Annotated in this window: 12 protein-coding genes and 2 pseudogenes; 9 read left to right on the forward strand and 5 right to left on the reverse strand. The window is 57.4% G+C overall.

All coding sequences use genetic code 11. From position 1 onward, the window contains the following. Positions 1-63: 63 nt before the first annotated feature. The 4 genes and pseudogenes from CO676_RS22450 to CO676_RS22465 all read right to left on the reverse strand — a co-directional run bounded on the left by CO676_RS22450 (position 64) and on the right by CO676_RS22465 (position 4254). Positions 64-1254 (reverse strand): Gfo/Idh/MocA family oxidoreductase, encoded by a 1191-nt coding sequence (locus CO676_RS22450; protein ID WP_097522708.1) that lies wholly within the window; start codon positions 1252-1254, stop codon positions 64-66. Between the two features lie 454 nt (positions 1255-1708). After that, positions 1709-1990: a hypothetical protein gene (locus CO676_RS22455; RefSeq protein ID WP_046116655.1), complete on the reverse strand. Its 282-nt coding sequence runs from the start codon at positions 1988-1990 to the stop codon at positions 1709-1711. A 521-nt stretch (positions 1991-2511) separates the two neighbouring features. After that, positions 2512-3217: pseudogene (locus CO676_RS22460) on the reverse strand (IS5 family transposase). Between the two features lie 293 nt (positions 3218-3510). Further along, on the reverse strand, positions 3511-4254 hold the full coding sequence (locus CO676_RS22465) for a sulfite exporter TauE/SafE family protein (RefSeq protein ID WP_046116656.1): 744 nt from the start codon (positions 4252-4254) through the stop codon (positions 3511-3513). A gap of 743 nt (positions 4255-4997) precedes the next feature. On the opposite strand from CO676_RS22465, the gene hemN reads away from it, so the two are divergent. From hemN to CO676_RS36810, 9 genes and pseudogenes are all read left to right on the forward strand, one after another. Beyond that, positions 4998-6386 (forward strand): oxygen-independent coproporphyrinogen III oxidase, encoded by a 1389-nt coding sequence (hemN, locus tag CO676_RS22470; RefSeq protein WP_046116657.1) that lies wholly within the window; start codon positions 4998-5000, stop codon positions 6384-6386. Between the two features lie 516 nt (positions 6387-6902). Further along, positions 6903-7493 (forward strand): NodA family N-acyltransferase, encoded by a 591-nt coding sequence (locus tag CO676_RS22475; RefSeq protein WP_046116663.1) that lies wholly within the window; start codon positions 6903-6905, stop codon positions 7491-7493. Continuing rightward, positions 7490-8128 (forward strand): chitooligosaccharide deacetylase NodB, encoded by a 639-nt coding sequence (nodB, locus tag CO676_RS22480; RefSeq protein WP_097522709.1) that lies wholly within the window; start codon positions 7490-7492, stop codon positions 8126-8128. Before CO676_RS22475 ends, nodB begins: the two co-directional genes overlap by 4 nt. Positions 8129-8151: 23 nt before the next feature. After that, entirely contained in the window at positions 8152-9396 is a 1245-nt protein-coding gene (gene nodC, locus CO676_RS22485; RefSeq protein ID WP_097522710.1) for a chitooligosaccharide synthase NodC, read from the forward strand. Positions 9397-9548: 152 nt separating this feature from the next. Further along, entirely contained in the window at positions 9549-10580 is a 1032-nt protein-coding gene (nodI, locus tag CO676_RS22490; RefSeq protein WP_084726820.1) for a nodulation factor ABC transporter ATP-binding protein NodI, read from the forward strand. Positions 10581-10583: 3 nt separating this feature from the next. Continuing rightward, complete coding sequence (locus tag CO676_RS22495) at positions 10584-11372, forward strand: ABC transporter permease (RefSeq protein ID WP_097522711.1); 789 nt, start codon at positions 10584-10586, stop codon at positions 11370-11372. 70 nt (positions 11373-11442) lie between these two features. Further along, positions 11443-12177, forward strand: coding sequence for an FkbM family methyltransferase (locus CO676_RS22500; RefSeq protein ID WP_097522712.1), 735 nt, complete (start codon positions 11443-11445; stop codon positions 12175-12177). 548 nt (positions 12178-12725) lie between these two features. Continuing rightward, positions 12726-13376 (forward strand): annotated as a pseudogene (gene cysC / locus CO676_RS22505) (adenylyl-sulfate kinase); the annotation flags it as partial. Next, complete coding sequence (locus CO676_RS36810) at positions 13373-13507, forward strand: hypothetical protein (protein ID WP_280952042.1); 135 nt, start codon at positions 13373-13375, stop codon at positions 13505-13507. The pseudogene cysC and the gene CO676_RS36810, both read left to right, overlap by 4 nt. 179 nt (positions 13508-13686) lie before the next feature. Here CO676_RS36810 and CO676_RS34665 read toward each other — a convergent pair whose 3' ends face one another. Then, a complete protein-coding gene (locus CO676_RS34665; protein ID WP_144340177.1) occupies positions 13687-13878 on the reverse strand; it encodes a hypothetical protein in 192 nt (63 codons plus the stop codon). Positions 13879-13927 lie beyond the last annotated feature (49 nt).

Consider the following 13927-nt stretch of genomic DNA (forward strand, 5'->3'; position numbering starts at 1 on the left):
CAAAGACTTGCAGCGACCAACGGCGGGCGCGCGGGTTGGCCGCTCAGCTCTGTGAAAGTGGATTCACCGCTTTATCGAGATCCAAGATCCGCCAGATTCGTGGCTGTCGGCACAAGCATCGATGAACAACATACCTTTGAGCCCGTCCTCAACCCCGGAAAGCTCGACGCTATCTTTCGGGAGAGCATACCCCGCGCGGCGCGCGGCTATCGCTACGCCAGCCTCGGCATAGAGATTTGCCCATGCATCCACTAAAGCTTCTCCATGCCCCCGTGGGAGGTGTATCAGGCGTTCTGCTTCGGGTAACATTCCACTGCCGTGACCGCGCACGAAAATCTGCTCCTGCTCCCCTAAGGGCACATAGCGCAGCACTTCCGGTTTTTCCTGATCCCACTCGAGCCCACCCTTGTCGCCCCACACGCGAATGCGAAGGCCGCAATATTGGCCAGGAGCAGCTTGCGTTACCCAAAGGATCCCAGGTGCATCATTCTTGAGACGGAAAGTGATGTAGGCGGTGTCTTCCATCGCCTTCGGAGCGCCACAGGTGTGAAACTCAGCCCTGAGCCTGTCGATATCCTGTCCAGTCATTGTGTGCAGGAGATGATAGGCGTGCGTGCCGATATCTCCGGTCGCCGACGCGCGACCCACCTTCTCGGGATCTTGTCGCCACATAGCCCCCCTCGCCTCAGATGAGAAGGGCCCTGTCGCCCACTCCTGAACATACTCCACATGTGCCTGCCGGACCGTGCCGACGGCCCCGTTCCGAATCATGTGCTTAGCCTGGCGAACCATCGCGTGATGTGCGTATGGGTAAGTCATGATGACCAGGCGATCCGTCGCTCTTTGCAATTCCACGAGTTCTTGGGCGTCGGAAACTGTTGTTGTCATAGGCTTGTCGAGTATTACATCAATGCCGGCCTTCAGAAATGCCGTCGCGATCCGATGGTGTGTCCAGTTTGGCGTCACGATCGAGACTGCCTCTATACCGTCGGCCCGTGCGGCTTCTGCTGTTGCCATAGCGTTCCAGTCGCTGTACGACCGGTCCGGCGCGATCATCCACTCTGCAGCCGAAGCGTGCGCGTTATCCGGGTCTGAAGAAAGAGCTCCCGCGACAATTTCCCAGTGGTTCGACAGCCGGGCCCCAGCGAGATGCCATCGTCCGACAAGCCCCCCCTTTCCACCGCCGATGAATCCTAACCGCAGGCGTCGTCCGAGCAGCGGACTCCGCAGGTCGCTTTTTCCAATAAAGACCATTGATCACTCCTTGTTTATTTTTCTACAGCATTGCCGGCGGCAAGCCACTGCAGGAGACTGAGCGTCGCACAGCACCCACCGTTAAACGCCCTCGCGGCCGCTGCTGCCTTATTGCGGCCCTGTTGCTGCTCGGGTGCTCGGTGCCCCCCGGGAAAGGCTGTACTCCCAGTGTGCTCCTCTCAAGTCCTCAACTCGGGCATTTGCGGATTAGCGTGCATGTATCATGCCAAGGAGAAAATCGTCTCTAAACAACAAGATTGGCTCTCGACACGCCTATGTCGCGTGTCCGACATCGTCGCGAATCGGATACGCAAAATAGGTCCAATCAGAAGCGCAAACTGAAGCGATGTTCGACAAAGACCTCCGCCTGTCGAGATTGCAGCCGAAATGCGCCGCATTGGTTTGCGGCATCGATGAGAGCTAGAGCGATCTGGACCCCGGCGGGGCGTACACCTCAATCGACACGGTTCGATAGCAATGCACTCAGGACTTCCGCAGCGGTGACGAGGGCCCGCTTGACATCCTCCTCGGAGAGGTGGCGAACGCGCTCTGACGATATCCGAAGACAAATCACAACGCCCTGCATATATGTACATGCGACGCCAGCCTGTTCGCGTATATCGCGGATGGTGTCAATCGAGCGGTCTAGAAGGCGGCTGATCTCATAAGGAGTGAGTTTGTCGACCTCGTTTGCCGCACTGAGCAACTCTGCAATGAAATCCGTCGTTAAAGTCATATTTGAACGCAATGTCGGAACTCCGAATTAGTCACATGCCGAGCCCTGCGGGGCAGAAAGAGCGACTGCTGCCCGCAGCCGTCCAGATCGGGGCCGCACAAAGGGCGCCATGCTTGCCCCCGACCGCCCGCCAAACTCATTCACACATGATCTAGCAAGTGTAGAGTACAAGAGCGGCTACATCTGCCCAAAACCTGTCCACCACCTTATGGACAACCGGATTCATGTGGATTCCGAGCGATGTGCTTTCACGGGTAGTCCTTTCTTTGAGACGCAAAGCGGTTTCAAGCGCCGGCACTCCGGAACTGCTCTAGTATCGATGCAAATCAACCGTGGTTGTTTTTGCAGCATTGGTAAAGCGAGTAAAATAGATAGTTTGCATCACGATCATCCGCACTTTGAATACGGCGCCGACGGTCTGCCGGATTGGCAGAGAGCTCTCTCATGACCCGGCGAAGCCGTGCCCTAACGTATGCGCGGCGACCGCTCTCCAATTGTGACCTTCTTCGGAGATCGCTCCATCAGATTCGCGTGGCGACCAGCTTTACGGCGGCAAGATAGTTTTGGGACGCTTGCCATATCGGGTTGCGATGTCTCGAGACTGCTTGATCCTGTTCAACAATCGCTAAAGAGGTTCCGCTGCCGATAGACCCAGCGGGAGAACACGAAGGAGCCTTCACGGTTTGTCTTCGGCGGGATGTTGGCCCAGACCTTTCGCTCGGCCGCCTTGGCCCGAATGGCATTGCTGACGTACCACTCGTCGGCCCGCAGGATGTGTCCGTCGCCGAGCTCGTCCGTCAGCGCGCCGCCTCGCGCAGTCGGCGATCTGCCCGCCAGTCATACGAGGGGCGACGGGCGACCTTCGGCGTCGACCAGCGCGTGAATTTGTTCGTAAGTCCCCCGCGGTAAAGTCCCATGCCGCAATTATCTCCGTCCCCTTTTCTGTGGCCGCATGCTGGTGAACGGTGAACACAGACACAGGTCGAGTCGATCATGACGATGTCGCCATCGTAAGCCTCCGAAACCGCTTCAAGAAGCCAATCCCCGAACCCCGGCTTTCCGCCAGTGGACGACGCCATTGTAGCGGGGGGTCGACGGACCATGCCGTTCCGGGATCTCCGCACAGGGCGACCCCGTACGGAATTGCCCGAGAACGCTGTTCAGCACCCGCCGATCGTTGACCAGGGGAACGCCGCGAAGCTTGTTGGGCAACAACGGCGGCAGGATTGATCGTTCGTGATCCGTGAGTTCGTAGCGGCGAGCCTTGAATCACGACAGGCGATGAACACACTAAGCAATTTAATGAGTTTACGCCCTAACTATTCCCTGCCCTGTCGGAGCCTATGGTCAACAGGAGGACCGTGCTGGTCAGGAGGTCGGTCGTCGGGGATTCATTCAGCGACCTTTGGTCGAGGGCCGTCTCGTCTCAGCCGCGGATGAGAATAGTACGCCTTCGCGCCTGCTCCTGCCAGTGCGTAAGCTGGGCAAAGGTTTTCGGTGCAAGCAAAATGGGCACTCCATCACCAAAGAAGCTTGAGGCCTGATACCATCAGAAGCACGGAAAGAATAATGCGAATCCAGCAGGCGGAAAGATATCGGCTTCCGATTAAAGCGCCTATCGATCCACCTGCCGCAACCGCAAGCAACCACCACGGCAGGAAGTTTGGAAGTGCATTCCATGAAGCGCCGGCTCCAATCAAGGCAGCGGTTGAATTCATCAAATTATAGACGGCCGTGGTTGCAGCGGTCTGATGTGCTGTTCCCCAATTCCTGGCAAGGATCACTGGTGCGAGGAATACGCCGCCTCCGCTCCCGGTGGTGCCCGAGACGAAACCGATAACAGCTCCCGTGATCAATGCAGCGTGGAGCGGCGGCGTTTTTGGCATGGTTATGACTGAAGCGCTCTTGCGAAGCGCGGATCGCGCCATCTGAATCGCGGAAACTACCAGGATCAACCCGACAACCGGGTGATAGACTCTCTCGGGAAGGTGCACTGAACCACCGAGAACCGAAAAAGGAAAGCCCAGAATGGCGAAAGGATACACGTTACGCCAGGACAGCCGCCCCACCTTCAGGAAATGGGCCGTGCCGATCGCTGCGACCATCAGGTTCAATGCGAGAGCTGTCGGCTTAATGACCAACGGCGAAAAGCCAGAAAGCGCCATGGCGGCAATGTAGCTTGATGCCCCAGCTTGTCCGACTGCTGCATACGCCAATGCAATGACGAAAAAAGCTATTCCGAGGCCGGTTGCTACCGTGTCCATTGCTGTCTTAGCCTCTGTGCGAACGCCAGCGCGCGACGGTGCGGCAGTTTTGCAGTTGCGGAAAGCGGGGATCCGCCGATTAGTTCAGGTTTAACCCAGTAGCCAAGGCTTATCTTTCACAGTGCTTCCAACTGCAATAAATGGGCCATTCCCAATCGTCCCTCGCCATTGCGCATGACCGGTAACCTATCCATCCCCTTTGAACGCACGGATGCATCTTGCGCAACGAGGGCCGTCGACGCCGCATTCATCTCCTCAACGATCACAGCGTTCTGCTGGGTTGTCTGAACTGCAAGTTGACCGCGGAAGGACCTCCAATCCGACTGTCTGCTCCTCAGTAGCCGAAATGCAAAGGCGTATCGGAGTGCAGCCGTTGGTCGGCCTCGGGTCTGACGGCTCCGCTTAGCTTCCTCCTTCGCGAACTGGCAAGGCTGCTGGCGTTATGGGACATTCAACTGACCTACTTCTGAACAGCACCATCCTCCACTTTCGCAAAGTGTGCCCCGGCAGCAAGCTCACGCAGGTAGCTCTCTTGACAAGCAGAATGTGGATCGATTGCCTACAACTCTGTCGTGTTTGTCGAATCCGCGACAGAAATCTTTTTGAGTTTGGATGTCCACTAGCCAACTGAAAAGTACCGGCGAATCTGAGCTGCAATAGCATCGACGCAATTGGCATGGATTTTGAGATCCTCATCGAAAGGCAGCGGGAACTGCTGAATGGCATTCGAGCGGGAGACCATAATGGCTGACGGCGGAAAGACTTGCGCGGGAACGCGTTCGATCGAAAGCATCGCGCCGCTGACCTCCACCCTTGCAAAGTACTGCGAGGCGCACCTACCATGGTACACCATCTATCCGACTGTACCGGATTTCTCCGCAGCCGTCGGCGCTGAGGCTTGTAAGGAGTGGCTAAGCAGCTTGCCAGCTTCAGACCCCGTGTCGTTGTATCTCCACATTCCGTTCTGCCGGTCTATGTGCTGGTATTGTGGCTTTCCTACGAGCATCACTCGGCGAGACGCATCGATCCTCGATTATCTCACGTCGTTGCGTGAGGAGATCCGCTTGGTAGCAGCCCACGCGCCGCAGGCGCTGTCCGTCAGCGACGTGCACTTCGGCGGTGGAACACCGACCATCATCAAGCCAGAAGATTTTCTGGCTCTGATGGATCTCCTGCGCCGCTGTTTCACGTTCAGGAAAACGGCTACCATCGCTGTCGAGATCGAGCCGCGCACCTTCACGGCCGAGATGGCCGAAGCCTTAGGAGCAGCCGAGGTAAGCCGCGTGAGCCTCGGCGTGCAAAGTTTTGATCCCATTGTTCAAAACGCGATCAACCGGGTCCAGAGCGAAGCGCAGACGACCGCTGCCATTGAAAACCTGCGCCGGATTGGGATAAGTCGCATCAACTTCGACCTCATGTACGGGCTCCCGCATCAAACGGTGCAATCCTGCGTTCAGAGCGCGACGGCAGCGGTCGCAATGCGCCCTGACCGGCTTGCGGTGTTTGGCTACGCGCACGTTCCATCCTATAGGAAAAACCAGCGCCTGATCGACGAGAAGGCACTGCCTGATATAGCTGCCCGAGCTGAACAGGCCATGGCTGTGGCCGATACGCTGATCGCCGGCGGCTATCGCCAAATCGGGCTCGACCATTTCGCCTTACCGGACGACGAACTCGCGCTCGCTCAGAAAGCCGGTCGTCTGCGGCGCAATTCTTTGGGCTACTCGGCCGACACCTGCCAAACCCTGATTGGCTTCGGCGCGTCGGCTATCGGCCGTCTCGGCGACGGTTATGTCCTGAACGAACCTGCACAGAGTTCCTACACCCGGCGCATAGCAGCTGGCCACCTGCCGACTACCAGGGGCTGTCGTCTCACTGACGAAGATCGCGTGCGAGCCGCAATCATCGAGCGGCTGATGTGCGATTTGGAGGCCGACGTGCCGTCAATCTGTTCCGACCATGGCTTCGATGCGACCCGCTTTCTCGATTCAGCTCAGCGCTTGTCGGTGCTGGCCGAGGACGGGATAGTGGAGGTCGACAAGGGGTTCGTTCGCGTGCGGCAGGAGCATCGCTTTGTGCTTCGCGCCGTCGCTGCGGCATTCGACGCCTATCTTGACCGCTCGCACTATTAGCGGGGCCAAGGGGAATTCGCAGATACGCATAGAGAGCGAGCCACATTGATCTCGCGGGTTTCTGCCGAACGGCTCGGGAGCAAGGAGTATTAGCTTCATTGCCGCTGTCGGCCAAGTCTCAGTCCGATAGCGTGGCCGCACGGCCTCGCGCCCGGGGCTTGCTGGTGATGCTCCCGCCGCCGCGTCGCTTTCGCTGATCAACCGATGCGAGCAGGTAGATTTGGATAAGGTGTATCCACAGAATGAATAACTATAATCCAAACAATCAATTTTACGGATCCGTCCGATCGATATTAGAAGATGCTCACGTTGAAAAAAATCAAGTGTGTCACTGGCAGAGATTTACGAGTGATACGGGAAGGTTTGGGAAATGTCACCCACTCGCTGTGCAGGTTCTAACAACCAACTTGGTCCGCAATGGGGGGTCGACGACAGTGACGAGCGTCCATCGACCGCGGCCGCTTCGGTCGTTTGATGTGCACGTCAAGAAGCAGCAATATGTGGAGTTCCTTGGATATGCGTCCTCAGGTGCGGTGGAAACTGTGCTGGGAAAATGAGCTGGAGCTCTCCGACCACACGGGACTCGCTGAGTTCTTGCGGAAGACCTATGGACCGACCGGAGCCTTCAACGCAAAACCATTTGAAGGTGGGCGCAGTTGGGCCGGAGCACGGCCGGAGTTACGCATAATCGGCTACGACGCGCACGGAGTGGCTGCTCATATGGGGCTGTTGCGCCGTTTTATCAGGGTGGGCGATGCCGATCTATTGGTGGCGGAACTGGGTTTGTGGGGGGTTCGACCGGACCTCGAAGGACTGGGGCTCAACCACTCCATGCTCGTCATGTACCCGGTGCTGCAGCAGCTTGGCGTTCCGTTCGTGTTTGGCACCGTTCGGCACGCGCTGCACAAGCTTGTAGGCAGACTCTGCCGAAACGGTCACGCATCAATCTTGGATGGCGTTCGCGTGCGGTCCACCCTTTCAGATGTCTATCTCAACCTACCTCCAACGCGCACTGAAGACGTACTCGTTGTGGTGTTTCCGATTGGGCGCTCAATGAACGAATGGCCATCCGGCACATTAATCGAACGGAATGGTCCGGAACTATGAAACAGCGTGACTATCTATGCGCAGTGCCCAGTAGCGGCACTGGGGCTCCGAGCGTCTACCTGACGTTTGACGACGGTCCCAATCCGGTTTTTACCCCCGAGATCCTCGATGTGCTGGCCGAATACCGTGTCCCGGCCACTTTCTTCGTCATCGGAGCCTATGCTCAGGACCGGCCGCAACTCATCCGACGCATGATTGCGCAACGGCACGAGGTCGCCAACCACACGATGACCCATCCGGACCTGTCTACCTGCGGACGTCAGGACGTGGAACGCCAGGTACTTCAGGCGAACAGGGCCATCAGGATGGCGTGCCCCGACGCTTCGGTGCGGCACATACGTGCGCCTTACGGGATCTGGAGCGAGGACGTGCTAACAACATCGGCGAGCGCTGGACTGGCGGCTGTGCACTGGTCTGTGGACCCGCGAGACTGGTCCCGCCCTGGCATCGACGCGATCGTCGAAGCGGTACTCGCCTCGGTCCGGCCCGGCTCAGTCATTCTCCTGCACGATGGGTGCCCTCCCGACGAGTTGGCGAACACTGAAGCCAGTCTGCGCGACCAGACGGTGGCGGCATTGTCTCGTCTCATCCCTGCCCTGCATGGCCGCGGATTTGTAATCCGCTCGCTTCCTTAGAATCATTAAATGGACGGTTTTTCATGGATCTGCTTGGCACCACCGGCGCCCTAGCCATCTCCTTGTATGCAGTGCTCTCGACGGCTTACAAAGGCATGCAAGCCATTTATGCTTTGCCAACAAACGCCACAGCTGCGTCAATGCCCCTGACCGGCTCCGGTGCACCGCCTAGCGTGGACGTTATCGTCCCCTGCTACAATGAGGATCCGCGCGCGCTGTCCGCGTGCCTAGCTTCTATTGCAAAGCAAGACTACGCTGGAGAACTGCGAGTCTATCTGGTTGACGACGGTTCTGGCAATCGCCACGCCGTCATACCTGTACACGATCATTATGCGAGCGACCCGAGATTCAGATTCATCCTGATGCCAAAGAATGTCGGAAAGCGCAAGGCGCAGATTGTCGCGATACGGGAATCATCGGGAGATTTGGTGCTCAACATTGACTCGGACACGACCATTGCGCCCGACGTGGTCACCAAGCTTGCCCTGAAGATGTCCAGTCCTGCGGTCGGCGCGGCAATGGGTCAGTTGAAGGCCAGCAACCGCAGCGACACTTGGCTGACGCGGTTGATCGACATGGAGTACTGGCTCGCCTGCAACGAGGAACGCGCAGCACAGGCTCGCTTTGGAGCCGTTATGTGTTGCTGCGGCCCGTGTGCCATGTACCGGCGGTCCGCACTCCTATTGCTGCTCGACGAATACGAGACACAACTGTTTCGAGGAAGGCCAAGCGACTTCGGGGAAGACCGCCACCTCACAATCCTCATGCTAAACGCAGGCTTTCGAACCGAGTACGTTCCGGAAGCCATCGCGGCGACCGTCGTTCCAAACACGATGGCGGCGTATCTGCGCCAACAACTACGCTGGGCACGCAGCACGTTTCGTGACACATTGCTCGCGCTGCGCCTACTGCCGGGCCTCGATCGCTATCTTACGCTGGACGTGATCGGACAGAATCTTGGTCCGCTGCTCCTCGCCATCTCGGTGCTAACGGGGCTAGCACAGCTCGCTCTAACAGCCACAGTGCCCTGGTCGACGATCCTGATGATTGCATCTATGACAATGGTCCGCTGCGGCGTAGCGGCCTTTCGAGCGCGCCAGCTGCGTTTCCTTGGGTTTTCGCTTCACACCCTCGTCAACATCACTCTCCTGCTCCCCCTCAAAGCATACGCGTTGTGCACGTTGAGCAACAGCGATTGGCTGTCGCGCGGTTCCCCGGTTGCCGCGCTCAACAGCGGAAAAGATTCTATCCGGAGCCCCCAGTGCTGAAACAAGCGCTGCGGAGCCCCCTGAAACTGCGCCACCCGCGTCGCTGGCTCTGTCTTGCGGCGGGCTGCGAGGCTGCTGACATCAGGCGGCTGTTACGGTGACGCTAGCCCGTCATGCCAATCAGGTGAACGAATTTGAGATAGGACGAGAAATTGCAGCTATTGACTCGAGCAAATGTCTCAAGCTCACCGTCGCGGCGGCCTGAGAGCAATCCATTCAAGCAGGAGTGCCACGGGCATAACAATGCGGATAATTCGCTATCTCGCTCCAAATCAGATGTGGCAATCGAGCTTACCAACGTAAGTAAGTCTTATGGCGACAAAGTCGTTGTCGACCAACTGTCATTCACCATCGCATCAGGAGAATGCTTCGGCTTGCTGGGACCGAACGGCGCGGGCAAAAGCACGGTATCGCGCCTGGTTCTCGGCATGGCACCGCCTGATGAGGGCACGATCACAGTGCTCGGTGAACCGGTGCCTGCCCGCGCGCGTCTGGCGCGCAGCCGCGTAGGGGTGGTCCCGCAATTCGACACTCTTGATCGTGAGTTCACGGCGCGCGAGAACTTACTGGTGTTCGGACGTTATTTTGGCTTGCGCACTCGCGAGCTCGAAGCAGCCATCCCATCGTTGCTCGAGTTCGCCCGGCTCGAGAGCAAGGCGGATGTACCCGTGGCGGAATTATCCGGCGGTATGAAGAGGCGGCTGATGCTGGCTTGTGCGCTGATCAACGATCCACAACTCCTGATACTGGATGAGCCGACTACCGGCCTCGACCCGCATGCTCGCCACCTAATCTGGGAACGGCTGCGGTCCTTGTTGGCGCGTGGCAAGACGATTCTATTGACCACTCACTTCATGGAAGAGGCGGACCGGTTATGTGACCGCCTGTGCGTGATTGAGCACGGACGCAAAATCGTGGAAGGCCGCCCTCATGCGCTAATCGACGAGCAGATCGGGTGCGACGTGATTGAAATCTACGGCGGTAATCCGCGGGAACTGATTTCGGTGGTCGGGCCGTATGCGCAGCGTGTGGAAGTGAGCGGTGAGACGCTGTTTTGCTATGCGTCCGATCCAGAACAGGTGCGCGTGCAATTGCGCGGGCAAACCGGTCTACGCCTATTGCAGCGTCCACCAAATCTCGAGGATGTTTTCTTGCGGCTGACCGGGCGCGAAATGAAGGACTAAGCAATGTGGAAACGTTACGCGGCGGTCCTCCCCGCCAATCCTTGGAACTGGGTTGCAGTGTGGCGTCGTAATTACATGGCATGGAAGAAAGCCGCGATCGCTTCAATTCTCGGCAACCTCGCCGAGCCCATGACCTCGCTGTTTGGCCTCGGCTTCGGCCTGGGCGCAATGGTTGGTCGCGTCGACGGCATCCCATATGTCGCGTTCTTGGCGGCTGGTATGGTTGCAACAAGTGCAATGATCTCAGCGACGTTCGAGACCATTCACGCGACCTTCGCTCGTATGCACGCAAAACGCACTTGGGAATCAGCCCTGTGCACGCAGCTCACGCTCGGGGACATCATTCTTGGTGAACTGGCGTGGGCAGCCAGCAAGGCGTTGTTGGCTGGGACAGCAATGATGCTCGTTGCCGCCACGATCGGCTACGCATCGTGGCCGTCCGTTCTCTTTGCGTTGCCAGTGATCGCACTCACGGGGTTCGCCTTTGCAAGCCTGGCGATGATCGTGACGGCGCTTGCGCCCAGTTACGACTATTTCATATTTTATCAGACGCTCTTCCTCACACCCATGCTGTTCTTGTCTGGAGCGGTCTTCCCAGTCACCCAACTGCCCGACATTTTTCAGCAGCTATCGCATTTGCTGCCGCTGGCACATTCAATAGAGCTCATTCGTCCAGCGATGCTAGATCGCCCAGGCGGAAGCGTCGGTCTGCACATCAGCGCGCTTTGCGTATACGCGGTGGTGCCATTTTTCTTATCTGTGGAACTGCTTCGTCGGCGTTTAATGTGCTGACCCTAGGGCTGAAAGACCACTGCTTGAACCTAGCGAACGAATAAATTCGCAATAATTGAGGTGAAATTTGATGGAAGTAGCGCGGTATCTTAAAGAAGGCCTGCTAATCTCTCTTCAGAGATCCATGCGAGAATTTGTGAAGGTCGTAAGGGGGCCAACGTCTTCCTTGAAGGTCCATCGACAGATCGTTTCGCTTCTCAAAAAGCCTGACCCCGTGATCCTGGACATCGGCTGCAATGATGGAAGCGATGCACGACGCTTTCTCCAGCTTTGTCCGAAGGCCCAGCTTTACTGCTTTGAGCCAGACCCTCGTGCCGTTGCTCGCTGTAGGGAAAACATGGGTCTTTATCTGGACAGGATGAGGCTATTTGAAGTCGCGATCAGTGACCGAAACGGCAAAATCGATTTCCACCCCAGTAATGGAGATGGAGATGCAAAGGAATGGGATCTGTCGGGATCAATACGCCGGCCCAAGAACCACCTTTCCGAATACCAGTGGGTTCGGTTTGACGGACCCATCTCAGTTGAAACTCGGAGGCTGGATGATTGGTGCAGTGAAGCTGACTTGGAGAGCGTCGATTTGATCTGGATGGATGTGCAGGGGGCCGAGTCCGACGTTATCGCTGGCGGCAAACAGACTCTAAACAAAACGCGCTTCATCTACACGGAATATAGTGATCGGGAGCTGTATGAAGGTCAACTGCCCCTCAGCGCAATTCTTGACCTACTACCTTCGTTCGAATTGGTGGCTCAGTTTCCACGCGGAGTGGAGGGTGACGTTTTGCTCAGAAACACGACTCTTTAGCCACAAGCCGGCTTGCTTGCTTCCCCCGTTGCAGGCCGTCCTACGTAATTGGCACGCGAGCACCGATGCGTCACGTTTGCCGCCGTCGCTGCTTGGAACTATCCGGAGAAATCTACTTCAGTCGCTGGAGGCGTCGTCGAAGCGCGATGGGGAAGAAGAAGCGGGAGATATTTCTGTTGCCACATCCGTTCCTGCCGCTAGGCGAGCTAGATGCGCGACTCAATTTGCCCTTAACATTCATCACGTGCGGTTCTGCGGGTGACGGAAAATCCATGCTACTTTGTCAGCTGCTCCACCCAAAACCGATCTTTAATGATCAACTGCCTGGCACCGGGCTCGAGGGAAAGACCAGTGGCACTATTGGCGGAGAGATTGACCTCGTCTCCCCGCTCGACCGGTATGAAGCGCGGTGCGAAACCGGCCTCGCAGACGAGGTGGCTTATCGTCATCTCGAGATCAAGAAGCGCACCTTCCTCTTTGCGGAGACGGCCGGTCGGTGTAAATTTGCGCGGGAATTGGCCACCGCGGCTTCCGCGGAGAATCTTACGGTTGTGCTTCGGAACGCGACTGTCGGCGCTGGCATCGACGACTTCCCGATTCAGCGCGCCGAGAACGTCCACTGGCAGGCCATTGACGTGAACAAGCAAGCCCGGTCTGCGATGAAGAGGCAGCGACCGTCCGTCCTGTGGTTCACGGGACTTTCCGGATCCGGCAAGTCGACGATAGCCAATGCGCTCGACAAGCTACTGCACGCGCGCGGCAAACACACCTACCTGCTTGATGGTGACAATGTGCGTCACGGCCTCAATCACGATCTAGGCTTTACCGAGGCCGACCGCGTGGAGAATATTCGCCGCGTAGCCGAGGTAGCCAAGCTGATGGCCGACGCCGGACTGATTGTGATCGTCTCCTTGATATCTCCATTTCGCGACGAACGGCGCATGGCGCGCGAGTTGATGAACGAAGGAGAGTTCATCGAAATTTTTGTCGATACGCCTTTGGAGGAATGTGCACAGCGAGATCCGAAGGGCCTTTATGAGAAGGCTTTTGCAGGCAAGATCAAAAACTTCACCGGCGTCTCCGCTCCCTATGAGGTGCCTAAAAATCCTGACCTACATCTCAAGACGGTTGGAACCGAACCGGCGGCGCTGGCGCGACGAATCGAAGAATTTCTCGAGAGGCGATTGGATGGGAAATGACGCGATTTTCCGACGTGCTGGAGCGTGTCGCTCTCGACCCCGGCGCGGCTATCATTGACGTCTACAATGGCAGCGCGGAGGTCTATTGCAAGGACTACCATTCCCCGTTGCAGACGGGACATGAGGGCTGAGGCCATCATTCTGGGATGAGGTTGACGAGTGCGTTTTGGAACATTCCTACTGTGGGCGAATAACCTGTGCTCGAACGCGTTCCCGAGGTCAGTACATTGCTTCCTCGTTGGCCAGGATGCATTGCGCCTTGTAGCGCACGGATCGACGCTTTGTGTTCACAAATCTACTATGCGCACCATCATCCAAAACGTGGATGTGTTTCATTGGCAGAAACGATTTGACCGGGTTTGCCGGAACGGCGCATAGCAAACGAAGGATAGAAGGAGTCCGGCGTATCAGGATGGCTATCGATCTTTGCCGTGGTTCTGAGGAAGAATTCTCCGGTGTACACCACGATAAACTGACGGGGGCGCACGCCCCAGTGGGTCAATTAGAAGCTCACGCGCGGCGGGTATGTGTTCCCACAAGCTGGCGAAGGG

The organism is Sinorhizobium sp. BJ1, assembly GCF_002531555.1.
Lineage (GTDB): Bacteria > Pseudomonadota > Alphaproteobacteria > Rhizobiales > Rhizobiaceae > Sinorhizobium > Sinorhizobium fredii_B.

Bases quoted from the DNA above. Each gene is read 5' to 3' on its own strand.
- CO676_RS22475 (WP_046116663.1), top strand. From the start codon at position 6,903: ATGCGTCCTCAGGTGCGGTGGAAACTGTGCTGGGAAAATGAGCTGGAG.
- CO676_RS22500 (WP_097522712.1), top strand. From the start codon at position 11,443: ATGGAAGTAGCGCGGTATCTTAAAGAAGGCCTGCTAATCTCTCTTCAG.
- CO676_RS22495 (WP_097522711.1), top strand. From the start codon at position 10,584: ATGTGGAAACGTTACGCGGCGGTCCTCCCCGCCAATCCTTGGAACTGG.
- CO676_RS22450 (WP_097522708.1), bottom strand. From the start codon at position 1,254: ATGGTCTTTATTGGAAAAAGCGACCTGCGGAGTCCGCTGCTCGGACGA.
- nodB (WP_097522709.1), top strand. From the start codon at position 7,490: ATGAAACAGCGTGACTATCTATGCGCAGTGCCCAGTAGCGGCACTGGG.
- nodC (WP_097522710.1), top strand. From the start codon at position 8,152: ATGGATCTGCTTGGCACCACCGGCGCCCTAGCCATCTCCTTGTATGCA.
- CO676_RS36810 (WP_280952042.1), top strand. From the start codon at position 13,373: ATGACGCGATTTTCCGACGTGCTGGAGCGTGTCGCTCTCGACCCCGGC.
- CO676_RS22455 (WP_046116655.1), bottom strand. From the start codon at position 1,990: ATGACTTTAACGACGGATTTCATTGCAGAGTTGCTCAGTGCGGCAAAC.
- hemN (WP_046116657.1), top strand. From the start codon at position 4,998: ATGGCTGACGGCGGAAAGACTTGCGCGGGAACGCGTTCGATCGAAAGC.
- CO676_RS22465 (WP_046116656.1), bottom strand. From the start codon at position 4,254: ATGGACACGGTAGCAACCGGCCTCGGAATAGCTTTTTTCGTCATTGCA.